Annotated in this window: 19 protein-coding genes; 5 read left to right on the top strand and 14 right to left on the bottom strand. The window is 37.4% G+C overall.

Translation table 11 applies throughout. The features are described 5' to 3' along the window. The first annotated feature begins 1 nt into the window (after position 1). Positions 2-256, top strand: a complete 255-nt coding sequence (locus ABMA78_RS01955) for a DUF493 family protein (RefSeq protein ID WP_392856514.1) — start codon at positions 2-4, stop codon at positions 254-256. After that, a complete protein-coding gene (locus ABMA78_RS01950) occupies positions 253-1,299 on the top strand; it encodes an NAD(P)H-dependent glycerol-3-phosphate dehydrogenase (protein ID WP_392856512.1) in 1,047 nt (348 codons plus the stop codon). The genes ABMA78_RS01955 and ABMA78_RS01950 overlap by 4 nt, the downstream gene beginning before the upstream one ends. Here ABMA78_RS01950 and ABMA78_RS01945 read toward each other — a convergent pair. The 9 genes from ABMA78_RS01945 to ABMA78_RS01905 form a co-directional block, all read right to left on the bottom strand. Next, the gene (locus tag ABMA78_RS01945; protein ID WP_392856511.1) at positions 1,296-2,930 is read right to left on the bottom strand and encodes an ATP-binding protein; all 1,635 of its coding nucleotides are present in this window, start codon (positions 2,928-2,930) and stop codon (positions 1,296-1,298) included. The two genes, ABMA78_RS01950 and ABMA78_RS01945, sit on opposite strands and share 4 nt — an antisense overlap. Before the next feature lie 28 nt (positions 2,931-2,958). Then, positions 2,959-3,654, bottom strand: coding sequence for a response regulator transcription factor (locus ABMA78_RS01940; protein WP_392856509.1), 696 nt, complete (start codon positions 3,652-3,654; stop codon positions 2,959-2,961). 8 nt (positions 3,655-3,662) lie between these two features. Next, on the bottom strand, positions 3,663-4,280 hold the full coding sequence (gene phoU / locus ABMA78_RS01935; protein WP_392856506.1) for a phosphate signaling complex protein PhoU: 618 nt from the start codon (positions 4,278-4,280) through the stop codon (positions 3,663-3,665). Between the two features lie 10 nt (positions 4,281-4,290). Beyond that, positions 4,291-5,058, bottom strand: coding sequence for a phosphate ABC transporter ATP-binding protein PstB (gene pstB, locus ABMA78_RS01930; RefSeq protein ID WP_392856505.1), 768 nt, complete (start codon positions 5,056-5,058; stop codon positions 4,291-4,293). Then, on the bottom strand, positions 5,058-5,918 hold the full coding sequence (pstA, locus tag ABMA78_RS01925; RefSeq protein WP_392856503.1) for a phosphate ABC transporter permease PstA: 861 nt from the start codon (positions 5,916-5,918) through the stop codon (positions 5,058-5,060). The genes pstB and pstA overlap by 1 nt, the downstream gene beginning before the upstream one ends. After that, positions 5,915-6,856 (bottom strand): phosphate ABC transporter permease subunit PstC, encoded by a 942-nt coding sequence (gene pstC / locus ABMA78_RS01920; protein WP_392856502.1) that lies wholly within the window; start codon positions 6,854-6,856, stop codon positions 5,915-5,917. The genes pstA and pstC overlap by 4 nt, the downstream gene beginning before the upstream one ends. Further along, entirely contained in the window at positions 6,856-7,851 is a 996-nt protein-coding gene (gene pstS / locus ABMA78_RS01915; protein ID WP_392856500.1) for a phosphate ABC transporter substrate-binding protein PstS, read from the bottom strand. Before pstS ends, pstC begins: the two co-directional genes overlap by 1 nt. 103 nt (positions 7,852-7,954) lie before the next feature. After that, positions 7,955-8,170 (bottom strand): hypothetical protein, encoded by a 216-nt coding sequence (locus ABMA78_RS01910; protein WP_021266044.1) that lies wholly within the window; start codon positions 8,168-8,170, stop codon positions 7,955-7,957. A gap of 119 nt (positions 8,171-8,289) precedes the next feature. After that, positions 8,290-9,300 (bottom strand): HD-GYP domain-containing protein, encoded by a 1,011-nt coding sequence (locus tag ABMA78_RS01905; RefSeq protein WP_392856497.1) that lies wholly within the window; start codon positions 9,298-9,300, stop codon positions 8,290-8,292. Between the two features lie 180 nt (positions 9,301-9,480). Here ABMA78_RS01905 and ABMA78_RS01900 point away from each other — a divergent pair, with 180 nt between their 5' ends. Continuing rightward, positions 9,481-10,419: a hypothetical protein gene (locus ABMA78_RS01900; RefSeq protein WP_392856496.1), complete on the top strand. Its 939-nt coding sequence runs from the start codon at positions 9,481-9,483 to the stop codon at positions 10,417-10,419. Here ABMA78_RS01900 and ABMA78_RS01895 read toward each other — a convergent pair. After that, positions 10,416-11,423, bottom strand: a complete 1,008-nt coding sequence (locus ABMA78_RS01895) for a DUF4340 domain-containing protein (RefSeq protein ID WP_392856494.1) — start codon at positions 11,421-11,423, stop codon at positions 10,416-10,418. The genes ABMA78_RS01900 and ABMA78_RS01895 overlap by 4 nt on opposite strands. A 17-nt stretch (positions 11,424-11,440) precedes the next feature. After that, complete coding sequence (locus ABMA78_RS01890; protein ID WP_392856492.1) at positions 11,441-12,118, bottom strand: hypothetical protein; 678 nt, start codon at positions 12,116-12,118, stop codon at positions 11,441-11,443. A 148-nt stretch (positions 12,119-12,266) separates the two neighbouring features. Here ABMA78_RS01890 and ABMA78_RS01885 point away from each other — a divergent pair, with 148 nt between their 5' ends. Continuing rightward, positions 12,267-13,961, top strand: a complete 1,695-nt coding sequence (locus ABMA78_RS01885; RefSeq protein ID WP_392856491.1) for a S8 family serine peptidase — start codon at positions 12,267-12,269, stop codon at positions 13,959-13,961. A gap of 77 nt (positions 13,962-14,038) precedes the next feature. On the opposite strand, the gene rpmB is transcribed toward ABMA78_RS01885, so the two are convergent. After that, positions 14,039-14,275, bottom strand: a complete 237-nt coding sequence (gene rpmB / locus ABMA78_RS01880; protein ID WP_021266376.1) for a 50S ribosomal protein L28 — start codon at positions 14,273-14,275, stop codon at positions 14,039-14,041. A 234-nt stretch (positions 14,276-14,509) separates the two neighbouring features. Here rpmB and ABMA78_RS01875 point away from each other — a divergent pair, with 234 nt between their 5' ends. Next, positions 14,510-15,463 (top strand): hypothetical protein, encoded by a 954-nt coding sequence (locus ABMA78_RS01875; RefSeq protein ID WP_392856489.1) that lies wholly within the window; start codon positions 14,510-14,512, stop codon positions 15,461-15,463. Here the strand turns inward: ABMA78_RS01875 and ABMA78_RS01870 are convergent, their stop codons facing one another. Both ABMA78_RS01870 and ABMA78_RS01865 read right to left on the bottom strand, forming a co-directional pair. Then, positions 15,464-16,465: a radical SAM protein gene (locus ABMA78_RS01870; protein ID WP_392856488.1), complete on the bottom strand. Its 1,002-nt coding sequence runs from the start codon at positions 16,463-16,465 to the stop codon at positions 15,464-15,466. Continuing rightward, positions 16,462-17,496: a hypothetical protein gene (locus ABMA78_RS01865; protein WP_392856487.1), complete on the bottom strand. Its 1,035-nt coding sequence runs from the start codon at positions 17,494-17,496 to the stop codon at positions 16,462-16,464. Before ABMA78_RS01865 ends, ABMA78_RS01870 begins: the two co-directional genes overlap by 4 nt. Between the last annotated feature and the right edge of the window lie 30 nt (positions 17,497-17,526).

Below are 17,526 nucleotides of genomic sequence, written 5' to 3'. Positions count from 1 at the left end.
AATGGATTTAGCAAAACTTAAGGCCCTATTAGACGATCAATACGAGTGGCCAGCAGTCTATAATTTTAAATTTATTGGAAATGATTCAAATCGTGATGAGTTAATTATGGCCGTAGGTGAAAAACCACACCATGAAAAACCATCTAAAACAGGTAAGTATATTTCTTTCACATTCAATGTTACATGCAATAGTTCAGATGAAGTGTTAACGATTTATGAACGAGTCGGACGTCTTCATGGTATACTTGCACTATGACAAAAGAAAAATTCGAATATAAGACTGCACTAGTTGTTGGTGCCGGAGCATTTGGTACTTCTATTGCATCAATTCTGGCACATAAGTTTGAAAACGTAATTCTTAAGGTACGTTCTGAGGATATCTACAAGGATATAAATGACGATCGTATCAACTCTGTCTATCTTCCTGGAATTAAGCTAGATGCTAATATTAAGGCCATTCTAGACTGGAGTGAGCTGGAAGCTGAAGAAGAAGAGAGTTTAGAACTTATTGTTTCAGGTCTTCCGACTCATGGAATTAGAACTTTCTTTAGTGAGAACCTTGTTCGCTTTAATAGTTACCTTGGAAAAGGAATTCCATTAATTAGTCTTTCTAAGGGGATTGATCCAGATACACTTGAGTTAAGTGATGATCTGTTAAATGATTTCTTCCCACAATATCGTGATAATATCACATTCTTATCTGGCCCTAGTTTCGCAAAAGAAATTATGGAAAAACAGATCACTCTTGTCACAATTGCAGGACGCTCTAAAAGCGTCTTAATGGATGTTGCGGCCAAGCTTGAAACACCTTATTTTAAGGCGCTTCCTAATTATGATATTAAAGGCGTGCTCTTAGGTGGTGCTCTTAAAAACGTTTTGGCCATTGCCGGTGGGATTGTTGAAGGCCTAGGCTATAACCACAATACTCGTGCGGCCATGATTACTCGTGGGATTGTTGAAATGCTACGTTTCGGTAAAGTTTTTAACGCTCGTCCTGAAACTTTCTATGGCCTAAGTGGAATGGGGGATCTCATTCTAACGACAACTGGTGGCCTTTCACGTAATAAAACTTTTGGACTTGAAATTGCAAAGGGAAGAAAGCCTCTTGATATAATCAACTCGCAACGTACTGTTGTTGAAGGTTATAAGACGACAAAGGCCGCTTTCTTATTGGCCCAAAAGTATGATATCCGCGCAAGAATCTTTACTGGACTCTACGATGTTCTTTACAATGACGCCAATGTCGAAGAAGTGCTAAAGAAGTTAATGGATGCACCAATTAAGTTTGAAATAGATTAAGACTTAATTGGGAAGAGAACCGTAAAAGTAGTTCCCTTATCAACCATACTCTCAACTTCAATAGAAGCTTTCATTTTTTGTGCCGAGTGCTTTGCAATTGCAAGACCTAGACCTGTTCCACCCGTGTTAATACTTCGTGATTGATCGACTCTGTAAAATCTTTCAAAGATTCTGGCGATCTTATCATTTGGGATTCCAACACCTTCATCGGTAATAGCAATATATTGATGATTATCCCTTTGACCACTTTCAATTGTAATGAGAGTGCTATCCTTTGAGTATTTGATGGCATTTGAAACTAAGTTTGAAATACAGTGATAGAGTAGCTTTCCGTTGGCCACAATCGTTTCTGGGCCAGTTTGAGAGTAGTTGACACTCATATCCTTGGCATTGATCTTAAGTTGTTGATCATTAATAAGAGCGTTAATAAATGATGGAAGATTAATTTCTTCCACTTCAATTTTTCCTTCATTCTCAATTTTTGAAAGAGAGAGGATACCATTGATAAGCTCATCAAGACGATCAACATTTTGAATGACAATATCCATGATCTCTTGCTGGTCATCATCAGTATTGATGGACTTTAGAGTTTGAGTGTAGCCCTTAATTGAAGTTAGAGGTGTTTTAATTTCATGAGAGACATTCTCAAAGAAGTCTCTTCGCATATTATTTACATCTTGAAGTTTTGTAATATCACTAAAGTAGAATAGGATTTCTTTATTCTTATTTTTAGATTCAATATCACTGATCTTAAGTTGGAAAGAGTTTGTCTTACCACTTACTTTTGTCAGGGCCATCTGTGTGTTGTGAATTAGATTAGCTTGATAGCCATGCTTTTTAATTAGGTTGATAAAGTCATAGTCTCTAATAATACTAATGAGCTCAGCTCCACGGTAGCGTCCATTAAAAGATGCAAATGACTTTCTAAAGGCATTGTTACAGAAGATGATCTTGCCTTTACAATCAGTAACCACAACAGGGTCATCAATTGAATTGATAATAACGGAATAGTACTGTTTCGTATTAAATAGGTCTCTTTGTAACCTTCTTCTTTTATTAAAGCTCTTTATCGACTTGGACTCAATATAGTCCCAATAATCACGGCTATCCGTCGTATCGATAACTCCTTTCATTCTAAAGATATGAAAGAGGTCATAGAGAGGTGTGAAGTAGTGACGAAAGAGGAAGAATTGGCCAGCAATAAAGATAATCCCAAGGATTCCCATTGCCATAAAGAGCTTTGAAAATACTTCTGTTGAAATTAATTTCAGCGCGTCTGATTCAACTCTTAAAAATAATGTATAGCTTTTACCTTTTGAGTGAAGAACACGATGGTGATAGACATACTTATCATCACTGTCATATCCACCGATTACAATATTTTTGAAGTCTTCAATCTTAAAGCCTGGAGCAGCACACCTGATTGTGCGATTTGCATTTAAAATATAGAATTGTGTGCGCTTTGTTTGCTTGTCACATATCTGAGCAATACCATCTTGGCGAAGCGAGTTTAATTCTTGATCGACAATTGAGTGGATAAAATTATCTTTAAAATTAATGATAAAGAATGTCCCTAAAAAGAGTAGGGATAAACAAAAGATTATCGTTTGATAAAAAATGATATCATTCAAGAACTTTATTTTTAGAAAATTGAAAAAGTTATGCTTCACTCTTTACTCGATATCCAATTCCACGAACTGTTTCGACAACTTTTGATTTGCTCCCAAGTTTCTTTCTCAAGGCAAATACATGTGTGTCAACTGTTCGGTCAGTAACGTAGATATTTTCACCTTTAATCAGATCAACAATTTGCTTACGCGTAAAAACCTTTCCTGGAGAAGATATTAAGACACAAAGAATTTTGAACTCTGAAACTGTCAGTTTAATTTCCTTATCATCAATAATTGTCTTCACTCCGTCGACGTCAACTTTGATACCCATATGATTGTAAGTGTTCTTATTATTGATAGGTGAACTATCGCGATGGCCTTCAACTCGTCTTTTAAGACTACTAACTCTTGCCTTTAGAATACCGATATCAAATGGCTTTGTAATATAGTCGTCAGCTCCCGCATCGAGTCCTTCAATAATTGACTCGCTTGAAGTTAATGCTGTAACAAATAGGATACCAACGCTCTTAAGCTTCTTAGTATTTCGAATATATTGGCAAATTTGAACACCACTTAGATCCGGTAGCATTCGGTCCAGAACAAAGAGATCGTACTGATTATTCTCAATGGCCGAGATTGCATCGTTTCCGGTGTTTGCCATATCGTAATCAATTCCGATGGCCTTGAGGTTAACCCCAATTAATTTTGCAATAGATTGTTCGTCTTCTACGATAAGTGCTTTCATTACTTGCCTTACTGTTCCTCTGTGTGCCTTACATCTTTTCCTGACTCTAGGAAGATAATATCTTCACAAATATTTGTTGCGTGATCTCCGCATCTCTCAAAGATTTTTGAAACGCGAATAACTGCAAAGCCTTCATCAACTTCTGCTTTTCCATCTTTTAGAAGTTGGTAGAACTTCTTAACAAGATCTCTGTGGAGAGAGTTAACTTCGTGGTCGGCCTTGATAACATCTGTTGCCATTTGAATATTATTTGAAGCAAAGGCAATTAAACTCTTTCTAACCATTTCAAAGACTTCAGCTTGAATGATGCTACAGTGTTTTTCTTGGTTTGAAATTCGCATTAGGTAGCGCTTTAAGTTAACGGCCTCATCACCAAGTCTTTCTAACTCAGAATTAATCTTCATGATGGCAAGGGCCGTTCTAAGATCAATTGCAGTAGGAGACTTTAGAGCAATAAATTTAAAGACATGGTCATCCACAAGCTTGTGAAATTCATTGATTTCATTCTCAAGCTCATAAAGATTTTCCATTTTCGATTTTTCATCAACTGCAACGTGGAGAATTTTTTCCACAACTGCTGCCATTTCTGTAATATCTTTTCTTAGTGTTTCAACAGTTAATTCCATTGAATGCTCCTTAGCCAAAACGGCCAGTGATATAATCTTCTGTTTTCTTTTCTTTTGGGTTAGTGAAGACATCACTACTTAATCCATGCTCAATTAGCTCTCCTAGAATGAAGAAGCTTGTATAGTCTGCAATTCTAGCAGCTTGTTGCATATTGTGAGTTACCACAATTACCGTGTAGTCTTTTTTAAGCTCACTCATTAGGTCTTCAATCTTTCCTGTGGCAATTGGATCTAGTGCTGAAGTAGGCTCATCCATAAGAACAATTGGAGGATTTGTCGCTAGTGTTCTTGCAATACAAAGTCTTTGTTGCTGACCACCTGATAGAGAAGTTCCTTCTTGGTGTAGCTTATCCTTAACTTCATTCCAAAGAGCAGCCTTTGAGAGACAATTGTAGGCGATCTCATCGAGTTCACTCTTTTTCTTCTTACCCCAAAGTCTTGGGCCAATGACGACATTGTCATAGATACTCATGGCCGCAAATGGATTTGGCTTTTGAAATACCATTCCAATTTTTCTGCGAATTTCAACAGGGTCTGCTGAAGGCGCGTAAATATCATTTCCTTCAAGTAGAACTTCTCCTGAAACTCGTGCCCCTTGTACTTCTTCATGGATACGATTGAGAGTTCGAATATATGTTGATTTACCACATCCTGAAGGCCCAATAATCGCATTCACGGTATTCTTATGATACTTAAGGTCAATTCCTTTCACGGCGTGAAAGTCACCAAACCATGCTTGAATATTTTTAACTTCTAAAATGATATCGCTATTAGACATTATGATTTCCTCACAAAGAATTTCTTAAGTTTCTTTGAATTGAATAAAAACTTTGCACTTAAATTTAGTCCTAGAACAATAATGATAAGTGTAAAAGATCCGGCCCAAGCTTGTTGTTGCCATTCTTTATACGGACTAATTGCATAGTTATAAATTTGTACCGGAAGGGAGGCCATTGGGCCCGTTACATTGTAGCTCATGTACATGCTTCCAAATGCTGTAAAAAGTAGGGGAGCTGTTTCTCCTGCCGCACGAGAGATTGCTAGTATAACTCCTGTCATAAGAGAGTTTCTTGAACCCTTAAGAATGATATTGTAGATCACTCGCCATCTTGGAAGTCCAAGGGCAAGACCTGCTTCTCTTACGTGTCTCGGAATTAGCTTTAAGATTTCTTCAGTCGTTCTCGTTACGATTGGTAGAATGATTATACTTAGAGCAAATGCTCCGGCCAGTGCTGAGAATGACTTGAAGCTTACAACAAAGATTAGGTAAGAGAAAATACCAACAACAATAGAAGGTACTCCTGTTAGTAGGTCAATTGTAAATCTTAGTGAAGTTGCAATTTTACCCTTTCCATATTCGCTTAAGTAGACACCGCATAGTGTTCCTACCGGGACAGCAATGAGTGAGCCAATTGAAACCATAATAAGAGTTCCTAAAATGGCATGTCTCATTCCGCCACCAACTTCACCAACTGGTTTAGGGTCATTTAAAAAGAAATCTAAGCTAATTGAAGTCGATCCCTTTTGTAGAAGGAAGATGAAGACAAGAATTAAAGGAAGAATGACGAGTAATGCTGAGAGAACAAGTAGACCTTTAAAGGCTAGGTTCTTAATGATACGACTTTTTTGAAGTTTCATTTTGATGCTCCCTTTGTTTGCTTCCATACAATTGTACGTGCAACTAAGTTAACGACAAATGTGACAACAAAAAGAAGTAAACCCACTAAGCATAGGGCCGAAAGGTGAAGATCACTTTCTGCTTCTGCATATTCATTGGCCATAACTGAGGCCATTGTTGAGGCCGGGGCAAAGATTGATTTTGAAATTTGTGGTGTATTCCCAATAACCATAGCAACGGCCATTGTTTCTCCAAGAGCACGTCCAAGTCCTAGAACGAGGGCACCAACAATTCCCGAAAAGCTTGGCCTTAAGACTGCAATCTTGATCATTTCAAATTTTGTTGCACCAAGACCTAGGGCCGCTTCCTTGTGGAGAATATTAACTGATCGAAATACTTCTCGAGCAACAGAAGTAATTGTTGGGATAATCATGATGGCCAAAATAATTGAGGCCGTAAGAATACCGATTCCAAAGCTTGGCCCTTGAAAGAATGGGAGGAAACCAAGTGTTGCTTTAAGCGCCGGAGTAAGCATTTCTTTTACAAATGGAGCGAGGTAGTAAAGGCCCCAGAGCCCAAAAATAATACTAGGAACGGCAGCGATAAGTTCAACGAAAGTTCCTAAAATACTCGAAATACCTTTTGGAAGATATTCTGTAATAAAGAGTGCCACTGAAATACTAACTGGACCTGCAATGAGAAGAGCTAGTAGAGAAGTGACAACTGTACCGAAGATAAATGGTAGCGCACCAAATTCATCATCAATTGGGTTCCAAAAATCATCAGTGATGAATTTAAAACCAAATTCACTAAATGCCTCACGACTGGCGTAGAATAGCTGACCAATCATAAGTATTAGTAGGACAATGACAATAAGAGAAAAGAATCGAAGTGTTATATAGGCCAACTTATCCTGTTTTGAAGGAGAAGCTGGCCCTATTTTTTTAAGTAGGTTCATTAAAGAGATTTTACCCTTTCTAATACCTTTTTGGAAAGTTCAGTTGGTAGTGGAGCGTAGTAAAGTTCTTTAGCATAACTTTGACCTTTACTGATTGCCCATTCGACAAATTTGTAAATCTCAACTTGTTTCTGATCTTTTTCCACCATTGGTAGAAGAATATAAGTAAGGGCACTGATAGGGTATGAGTCTTTGGCACTACTATTGATAAGTGAACCTGTTAACTCTTTTCCATCAGTTTTAAACTCTTTAGCTGATGCTGATACGGCCTCAACAGTTGGATTGATGAATACACCAGACTTATTCTTAAGAGCAACTGTCTTAATATTATTCTTTCTTGCGTGAGCAAGATCCATATAAGTGATTGATCCCTTAGTGTTACTTACTATTGAAGTTACACCATCGTTTCCTTTGGCCCCAACACCAGTTGGCCAACGAAGTGACTTTCCTGTTCCAACTCTTTGCTTCCATTCAGTGCTTACTTCCACAAGGTAGTCTGCAAAATTCTTTGTTGTTCCAGAACCATCTGCACGGCGAACAACGAGAATATCATCTGAAGGAAGTTTTACACCTGGGTTAAGAGCTGCAATTTGAGCTGCATTCCACTTTGTAATCTTACCTAGGTAGATATCTGCAAGTGCTGGCCCATCAAGCTTTAGCTGATCTGGAACTTGAGGATGATTATAAGCAATAGCAACTGCTCCTAGCACCATCGGTACGTGAAGAACTGGCCATTTAGCTTTCTTCTTATCTTTTGCTTTCATTGGAGCATCTGAAGCTCCAAAATCAACAGTTTCTTTTAGAAGTTGGCGAATACCTCCACCTGATCCAATTGGTTGATAGTTGAATTGAACTTCAGGGTGAAGCTTTGAATACTCTGAAAACCATTTTGAATAAATTGCGTATGGAAAAGATGCTCCAGCGGCATTAATCTTTAAAGCGAATGTGCTTGAACTTGCCAGTAGAAGGCAAAGTGCAATTATTCTCTTAATCATGTGTGTCTCCTAAATTCAGTGTTTTATTGAATTTAGCACATGGTAAATATGGTGTTTATTAAGATTTTGTTAAAAAAATGGGCGACAATGTCGCCCTGCGTGATTATTGTAATGTATTTGATACGTAAAGTCTGAAGGACTTGTCTTGGTTACGACGGATCGTACAGATTCCTTCTTCTCTTTTATTAATGAGAAAGTCGTAATACTCAGGTAGAGTGTCCTGAATTTCTAAAATTGATTTACCTTCGTGTTCACCAAAATCGATAAAGACGTTTTCTTCTGCAATAATTCCCGTTACCGGGCTTACTTCGTTGGCCATGTTCCCTCCCTAGAATCTGGCAAATGTTGAATTTAAATATATGTAATAAAAAATATATTAACCTCAGTCCTTGGTTACTTATAATTGTGAAATATTTAAAACGTTATGAAAAGTTTTTTTTACTTGACTGAAGTTGTAAAGAAATTACGAAAATAATTAATGATAATTTTAAACTCGTGAGGGTAGTCCTTACTAATATGTGAACGGACTTTCTCTAAGGCATCAAAGATTGTTAGGGCCTCTCGGTAAGGGCGTGGAGAGATCATGGCCGCAACAATATCACAAATATTTACCATGATTGTTTCAAAGCCTGTGACAGTTAAATTTTTTAAGTATTGGTTATCTGAATCATACTTATCTAAAATACTGAACGTGTGATGGTTTTCAATAACCTTCATATGAGCAGGGCTTAATTGAATGCGCCCTTGAAGAATTCGCGCTGAAATAATAGGGTGTTTTGCAAGTAGCACCTTATCCATTTCTGAAAGATTCTCTTTATCGTACTTATCAATTGGTATGGCCGACATCCCAATATCTTTAAAGTAACTTGTGATAAAAAAGTTCTCAATATCCTTATCATTATAAAGCTGAGACGTTTTTAAAATCCCTACGAGAAAAATAGATGAAAGTAGGGGCTGAGCAAAAATATAGTGATGTCCTTGTGCCGCAAAGTAGCGATAAAGGGCCTCATGCATTTTTGGGTTCTTTATCAAGAAAGATGCCAGAACTTTTAAACTTTGATACTGCAAATTAAGTGCATTATCATCTGTTGGATCTTCAAAAAGATAACGAAGATTGATGGTAATCAGATTCAATTGATTCTTACAATTTTGGTAAGTATCACCCATGGAAAATGAGCGAGTCACTTGTCTAAGACAATCTTGTTGTAATTCCTTAAGCTCTTGCCTTTGCTCTGTTGTTGCAAAGACAATCGTATGACCTTTTTCAATCATCTCTTTAAGTGTGTCATTTGAAACATAAGTGCCACGGTAGAGGTTGTGCTTAAACATTCCATCTTCGAAGATATAAACATCACATGGTGTTGTTGGAATGTTAAAAAGCTCCCTAATAGTAAAAGGGGTCAAGTTTAAGGCCAAATGTGATTTACGGAAGATATCCTCTGCTTTCATATGTTCATATTATAGCTTAAGTTGCTAAAATCATTAAATACCAAGAATAATAGGCAATATTTCGCAATTTTATAAATTATTGGAGAAAGCCCTAGTTTATAAGTTAAGCACTCGAAATTAATAGAAATTAAAGGCTAATTTGAATAAGTCTCGAATTAATTAACTATGTTGCTATATTGAATGAATAGAACAAATGTTGAGCTAATTTTGACAAGTGAGAAGGCCATGAGTGCGCTAAAGAATCTAGAAGATTATATTGCTGACCCGAAGTTATTTGAATCAATTCAACTATTTGATGACAGTTCATACAGTCTACATTGGTCGAATTGGTCAAAGCTAATTTGTGCAATGAAAGAGCGACACTTAAATGGTGATTCTTCAATGAGTATTGAGGAAGTAAAGGAAGAACTTGAAACCTTCAAGGAAATTCCAGTTTGGCTTGTTAATAAGAAAGGGGAGATGGAGACAACTCTCTTTGATCTGTATAACTTCTATATTGATCCTAGGCTTAAGCACCTATGGTTTGATGTGAATAAGCAAACGCTTATTTCTCTAAAGCATAAGGCCGGGCCATTCATGCATCTTCATTCAATGAGATGGGTTGATTATGATATCTACAAATTATTTGTCTATGATCGCCTGCTTAATAATCTTTCTCTAAGTCATCGTGACTTTAGAATGAATACAAATTTAAAAGCTAAATTCTCATTTTGGAATTCTATTTTAAAACCTGTTGATGGACAGATTGTTCAATTGAGTCGCAAGGGAATCCTTGTATCAATTGAAGGTCATAAGAACTTCTTAAGTCTATCGCAGTCCGACCAAATATCTCTTAGTGCTGAGGTTGGGGGACTCCTCAGCGCTACAGGGAAAAAATTCGAAGAGTTTGATGAGGTCATTGGAAATTGCACAAAAGCAAAATCTGTAAAAATTGACTTTGATGAAAATATCTTTAAGGACTTAAATGCTCTTGAGACTTGCAAAGGTGAGACATACTATATGTTCATTCCTTTTGCGAAGTTTCCAATCAAACATCACCGTATCGGTAAGGCCATTCAACACGTCATTGATGAAGTTGAAGGCGCGGCTTCTGATATCCTTAATAATTTAATCGCTTAATAAATAATTTTATTCAAAGGGCTTGGTCTAAAAGATCTTAGCCTTTTGTATAAAACATTTAAGTACTCTTTGCTTACTAAGAAAGGGTGCTCTCTATTTGATGCTCGAATAATAAAATTCTCTTTTTTCTCAATATTAAGATCAGGTAAGCTCGTTAAAACCCAAGAGAGGTCATACTCAATTTCTTCACCTGTTTTGATCTTAACGATGACTTTAAAGTATGGCTTGGCCAGATAGCGCTCAATTGCCTTATCCATCTTCTCTGTTCTCTTATCAAGAATAGAGTTTGACTTAAAGCTTGTTAGCTTAACTAAGAACTCTTGTACCGCCTCATCATCAAGGGCCTTATTTCCTGAAACCCAAATATCCTTATCATTACGGCTAAATTCAAAACGAAGCTTTCCTGAGTTAATAACTGTAACACCTCTAATATCACTTGGTGCATAACTAAAGACTCGTGAGTCAATTAGAGAGGGAAGGTCAATTTTTTCAAGAGAGAACTTTACTGCGTTGACGTGATAGATAGCATTGTCCTTATCACTTACAACATAAGTCGAGTTATCAATAGGATTGATCAAACCAAATGAGATTGTTTCATCTGATCCATCTTCACCCTTTAGTGTAACAATCGAAGTTGGGTTATCAAGAGAGAAGTTAGAAAGGTTAATCGGATCCTTTGGAAAGATCTTTTTAATTTTCACATTCTTTAGTGAGTCTAAGAGTTTATTAATGATTGCCTCATTGGCATTAATTCTTCTAGGCTTTGTAATAATCCATTGGTTCTTATTTTTAGCGAGGCTAAAGCGTCCAAGGTTTGATTGAAGGGAAATATTATCAACTTTATCAACCTGATCACTTGTGAAAAGAAATTGGAGGTTAGAAAGTTCTTTAGATGTAATAACTGGTGCTTGAAAAAACTCACTGATAACTGCTCCAAATAGGAGAGTAATAAAGAGTATTGAGACAAGGCTAGCTGAAAAGTAATTACGTTTAATATTTTGCATAAGAAATTCTAGAATTCTTATTCGAGATCGTCAAAGAGATCGAAGTCATCATCACCATTTGAGCTATTTTCTTTGGCCGCAGCTGGAGCAGTCGGTTCTTCTCTAACTTCTGGCTCAATAGATTTGATAAAATTCCTAAGTAGGGTACGTTCACCTTCTTTAAGGAATGTAAACTTGATACCTGTTCGGAAAGGCATGCTCGTTTGTGAGATAATACGACTTTTCATATTGTAGGTACGTGAGAAGATCACGACACCATTTAGAATAATTCGATTTGGAATTTGAATATCAACAACAATTGATTGACCTTGAGTAAATTGCTTCTCACAGAAGAAATACATACCATCCATGTAGAGTTCAGATAGGAGAATATTTCCTACGTAAACCTTCGCAGGAGGTAAATCAGGAATAAATTGCTTGATGATTTTTGTTTCTTTGATAGGCGTAACATTGTCTCCGGCCATGGCAGCATCGGCCAAAGCTTGTGGATCAAGAGCTGCCTCTTCATCTTCAATGCTATCGTTGATAGGTAGTTCGCCCTTATCCTTGTAAATCTCGATGAGGTCGTCAATATTAGGCTTTTCGCCGTTTTTGTATCTTAGTTTTACCGCTGCTTCCACTTCATCTCGAAGTGTCCAAACGTTAACTTTGATTCTTTTTATTAGGACTGGGTCGCTACTTTTACCGTGTATCATTAACTAACATTTTCTCACATTTTCAATATTTTGTATCTTTTGAAATTTTTGCCTCTGAAAGAGTGCTAAACTAGTTGATAGACAATTATTCAAAAGTCTTAGCATAGGGTCTCCCATGGAAGGGAGACAAAAAGATTAGGAGGATCTAATGAGATTAAAAGCATTTTTAGCACCCGCTGTTGTTTCAGCAATGGCCCTTTCTCCACTAGCTGCTGATTACGTTCCAGGTGAACTAATCGTAAAGTTAAAGAAAGATGTATCTGTTGAAAGTTTCTTTGGACAATCATTACATGGAAGTTCACTTGACCGTCGTATCGAACTAACGTCTGGTGACTTATATGTTGTTAAGTTTAATGAGTCTCTTGTATCAATTGATGCAATTGCAAAGCAAATGAACGAAAGAGCAGAGGTAGAGTATGCAGAGCCAAACTTTATCTATGAAATCGTTAAGCCAATCGTACACACAAATGTATTAGAAGAAATCTTAAGTTATAACACTTCTTCAGATGAAGGTGTTTACTACACGCCAGCTGATGAAAAATTTGGGCAACTATGGGGACTACAAAATACTGGTTCAAATGCTCCAAGAGGTGTTTCTGGTGTTGAAGGTGCAGACGTTGATGCACTAAGAGCATGGGAAATTACTCAAGGTGATCGTGCAATTAAGATTGCAGTTATCGATACAGGTATTGATTACAACCACCCAGATCTAAGAGATCAAATGTGGACAAACGAAGGTGAAATTCCAGGTAACGGAATTGATGATGACGGAAACGGATATATCGATGATATCCACGGATATGACTTCGCAAATAATGATGGTGATCCAATGGACGGTCACTCTCACGGAACTCACTGTGCAGGGACAATCGGTGCTTCACATAACGCAATTGGTGTTGCTGGTGTAATGAGAGATGTTCAATTCGTAGGGATTAAATTCCTAACTGATAGTGGTTCAGGGTCAACTGAAGCTGCAATTAAGTCGATTGATTATGCAACGAAAATTGGTGTTGATATTATGTCAAACTCTTGGGGAGGCGGTGGCCGCTCAGAAGCTCTTAAAGAAGCAATTGAAAGAGCTAATGAAGCAGGGATCGTATTCACTGCAGCTGCTGGTAACTCTTCAACAGACAATGATTCTAAGCCACACTACCCATCAAACTACAATGTTGATAACGTAATTTCTGTTGCAGCAACAACTGCTGCAGATGAACTAGCAAGCTTCTCTTGTTACGGACGTTCAACGGTACATATTGGTGCTCCAGGACACGAAATTCTTTCAACTGTTAAGGGTGGACGTTATGCTTCTTACTCTGGAACTTCAATGGCAACGCCACATGTTTCTGGTGTAATTGGTCTTTTCCTTTCTGAAAACAAAGGACTTACTCCACTACAAATTAGAAATAAGGTAATGGTTACTTCTGATCCTGTAGCAGCTCTAAGAGGTAAGACAATCAACGCTGGTCGTATCAATGCTTACAACCTTTTAACTGATACAGTTCCTGAAAGAAATGAGCCGAACCCAGAAGATTGGGAAACAGTAAATGTTTCTTCTTTTGAGTCAGAGCACCCATACTTAGAGAACCAAACTCTTGAGACGACTTACACTGTTGAAGGTGCAAAATTTATGAGAGTTAGAGTTCGTAAATTTGATCTTGAGAATCGTTATGACTTTATCGAAGTTAGAGATGCCAGAGGTGTACTAGTTGAGAAGATTACAGGTTCAGGTGAGAACTATACTTCTTTCTTCGCTGAAGGTGATACGCTTAAGCTTATTTTCAAGTCTGATCGTTCAGTTCAGAAGTGGGGATTTGCTATTGATCAAGTAGATGTTCAATACTAAGAAAAATTAAAATTACCCAAATAAAAAGGCCAGCAAAATGCTGGCCTTTTCTTTATCTTAAATCGATTATAATCTAATTAAGCGTTCCAAAGGTGCTTGTACTTCTTAAGGAACTTAGAAAGTGAACCAACTTTATCTAGAGTTCTGATTGCTCTAGTTGAAAGTCTAAGCTTGATTGTTTCACCTGTTACAGGATCAAAAACTCTCTTCGTTTGAAGGTTTGGTTTTTGAGTCATTTTAGTTCTATTTTTAGCGTGAGAAACTTTGTTACCAACAAGTCTTCTTTTTCCAGTTAAATCACATGTACGTGCCATCACTTCATCCTTATTTATTTATATAAACTCTACATTAATATATGGGTTATTAGGTTGTAGAATATAAACATAACGTCGTAAAAGTGCAACTACTTTTGTACAAATTGCGTAATATCCTACGGTTTTTACTGCAAAAAACCAAAGTTATTTGGACATAGCAGCGGAATGTCGTTATTATATAGTTATTATTAAGTGTAATTCTAGCTAGTTAGAACTTTTTTTGAGGGAAGAGATTTGAAAAAACGAATATTATTGTTTTTGTCGGTCTTGGTCTTAATGGCCCTCGGTTACTATTTCTACACTTATTATAATGATGAATACCACCCAGAGGCCTTGAGGGAGCAGTACTCTCAGAATGCCCCAATCGCTTTTACAGATCGCGCACTACCTAAGAAGAAATTTGTTCCACGCAAGCAATTCCATGAGCAGGCAGACTATAAGAGGTCTGATGATCAGGTTGTAGCACTTAATGGGCTTGGACCTGATAGTGGCGTCTTCTCTGAGTTGAGTTCAACTATTGAAGAGTTAAAAAAAAGTAATTCTGACTGTGAAGTTACTTTTAATGAGTATTTGCCCCCAGCTCAAATTATTGATCCTGATTCTAGCTTCTACGCCCAAGATGAAAGCATCGTAAATTTGGTAAATAGGTCTTTAGATCTACTGATGAATCTTGAAGGAAGAGCGATAGCAAAGCGCTTTCCTCAGTACGCGCAAGAGGCCCTTGATAGTGTTGATGAGATAAGTGAAGAGGATATGGCAGCGATCATGCGAGCACCTCTTGTTTGCCGTCAGTCCAATATCACAGTTCTCTTTGAAACTATTATTGAAATGTCGAGTGAAGGTAAGCTAACGGATGCACAAAGAGCGGAGATCGTAGACAGTGCTGTAAATAAGCTTGTCGTAAGTCTTGAGGCCGATAGCTTGCAAGACAATATTCTTATGTCTCTTACTCTTTTAAAGGCCGTAGGAAGTTTATCAAGTAAGAACCAAGAGTACTTCTCTGAACTTGAAGCAATTTATGATGAGATGTCGACGTCTCAAGCAGGCTTTGATCAGGCTTCAGCTAAGAACGCTAAGGTTGTAAACCCTGGAGAGGTTTATCGCAACTATCGTGAAAGACAACGAGGATTCTCTTCTTCTGTGGTTGAGATTCTCTATTTTAATTATCCAGAATTCTTAAACGAGTAATTATTCTTCCATACAAAGATAGGTACTCTTTTCGCTGGCACCTGCTCTTAGACAAAGGTCTTTTATCTTTCCTAGAATCCACATTCTCATAGGCCTTGGATAACGAATCTTTCCATCTTCACCCTTTGTTAATTCAGAATGAAAGTAAGTTGTTTGTGGGTAGTTCTTCTTCACCTGAGAATAGACATCCTTTGTGAAGCGAACAACTCCAATTGATATATACTCAACCTTACTTAGGGGAATGACTTCACTTAGTTCACTAATTAATTCTTCATACTCACTCTCAAAACTCTCACTGTGAATGACAGGATCAAAGTGAATACCAATAGGGTGGCCTGCTTCATAAAGACTCTTAATGGCCTTAAGACGGGCCGAGAGACTCGGAGTCTTTAGGTCATGAGACTTAACCTTACTCTTTGGTGAAAGAGAAAAGGACGTAATAAAATTTGGCAGTGGTGCAAGCTTGAGAAGCTCTTTAATATTTGCCGATTTTGTTCTTAGCTCAATATAGCAGTGAGGATTTTTCTTCGTAAATTCATGGTAATAATTTAGCTCCCCAGTAAGGTGAGTCAGGGCAAGAGAGTCACTAAATTCTCCCGCATGAAACCACATATTTTCTGGGGATCTATCTGCCAGCTTCTGCATTTCATTAATGATCTCTTCATGATTTACAAAGAGTACGAGATCTGGAGTATTGAAATAACCTTGTAGGTAACAATAGTCACATTCATAAATACAATTATAGGCATGAATAAAATAGTAGTGGGGCTCTCCTGAGATACCATAGGCATTAGGAGCTTCTTTTACAAGTTGGCCTTGCTTTCGAGCAATAAAGAGGTTTAGTGAGTCTCTCTTTTGCAGATAAGGCTTTTTTACCCTTCCCCAAATATCAGCATAGTTTGAAATAATTTCGACTTTTGCTTTTGGAAACTTGAGTGGTAACTGAGCTGCGACAATGGCATCCTTAATTGAATCTTCAATAAAGATCTTCTCTATCTTCAAAGCTCTTCTCCATTCATTAGGGAGTTAAATCTTTGCCAGTCAATTTTAGAGAGTTTCTTTTGCAGATTCACCAGTTCTTTTTCAGAAGATATTTTTGATCGTATATTAAGGATAACTTTTTCAAGTGAAGGATCATAAGTTAGTTCATTCTTTTCTAAGCCTGTGTCTTTAACAAAGCTATCAAGTTGTTTAATAATTTTTGTTCGAGTCGGATAGAGCTTTTCTTTTAAGAAGTCTCTAAGTTCTAATGCCTTCTTCTTTGGCGTTGTTTCAAGGGTCTTAATATCTTTTATGGCACTTAAGTTTAAAAGTTCTTTCAGATTCATTTCATACTTAACAAGGATTTGCTCTGTTAAGTTTCTCACTTCACGTTCTAGAGAAAGAGTAAAATAGAAGTCTTTATCATCGAGAAGAGGAAGCTCGCCATTTAAGGACTTCTCTTTTTTTGATACCGAACTTACAAAGTAGCGGTAGAGCTCTTGAGAGTAATCCTGTGCATGCTCTTTGATATATTCACAAATTGGTGCATCCGTAACGTGATCTGAAATTAACTTGAAAGCTCTTAAAGGTGTTTGGAATTTCTTGGCCACTAACCCAATGGCCCAGGCCTCGCGGTCAGCAAGGGGGGCAAAGTGAGAAAGCTCCTTTGCAAGCTCAGTATCGAGAATTCGTTCATTTGCGGTAATAAGATCTAGCTTTGAAGATTCACCTAGGCACTGAAAGCTTTTGAATTCATTTTGCCCATAGATTGTTCTAATCTCAAATATTTCACCTTGTTGAAGATCTTTATTAAAAGAAGCACAGATTCCAAGGTTGATAAGTTGGCCTAGCTGAATTCCCTGTGTCTTTAGAACACCCATCGCATAGGTAAGTGCCATCATGACATTCTGTGGGCCCTCTCCTGTGAGAACTAAACCGTAACTCTGATCACCACTTAGGTAGAGGTCGTTAAATTCTTGATGGGACTTAAAATCCATCTCTTTTAAAAATGTTTGGGCCTCGCCGCGGTGGGCAAATACAAGTAAATCCATAACTAGGAGATAACGCTTATCTTGTCGGTG

The sequence above is a fragment of the Halobacteriovorax sp. RZ-2 genome, from assembly GCF_043196685.1.
Lineage (GTDB): Bacteria > Bdellovibrionota > Bacteriovoracia > Bacteriovoracales > Bacteriovoracaceae > Halobacteriovorax_A.
Note: the sequence above shows the minus strand (reverse complement) of the source record. Positions and strands in the feature narration are given on the sequence as shown.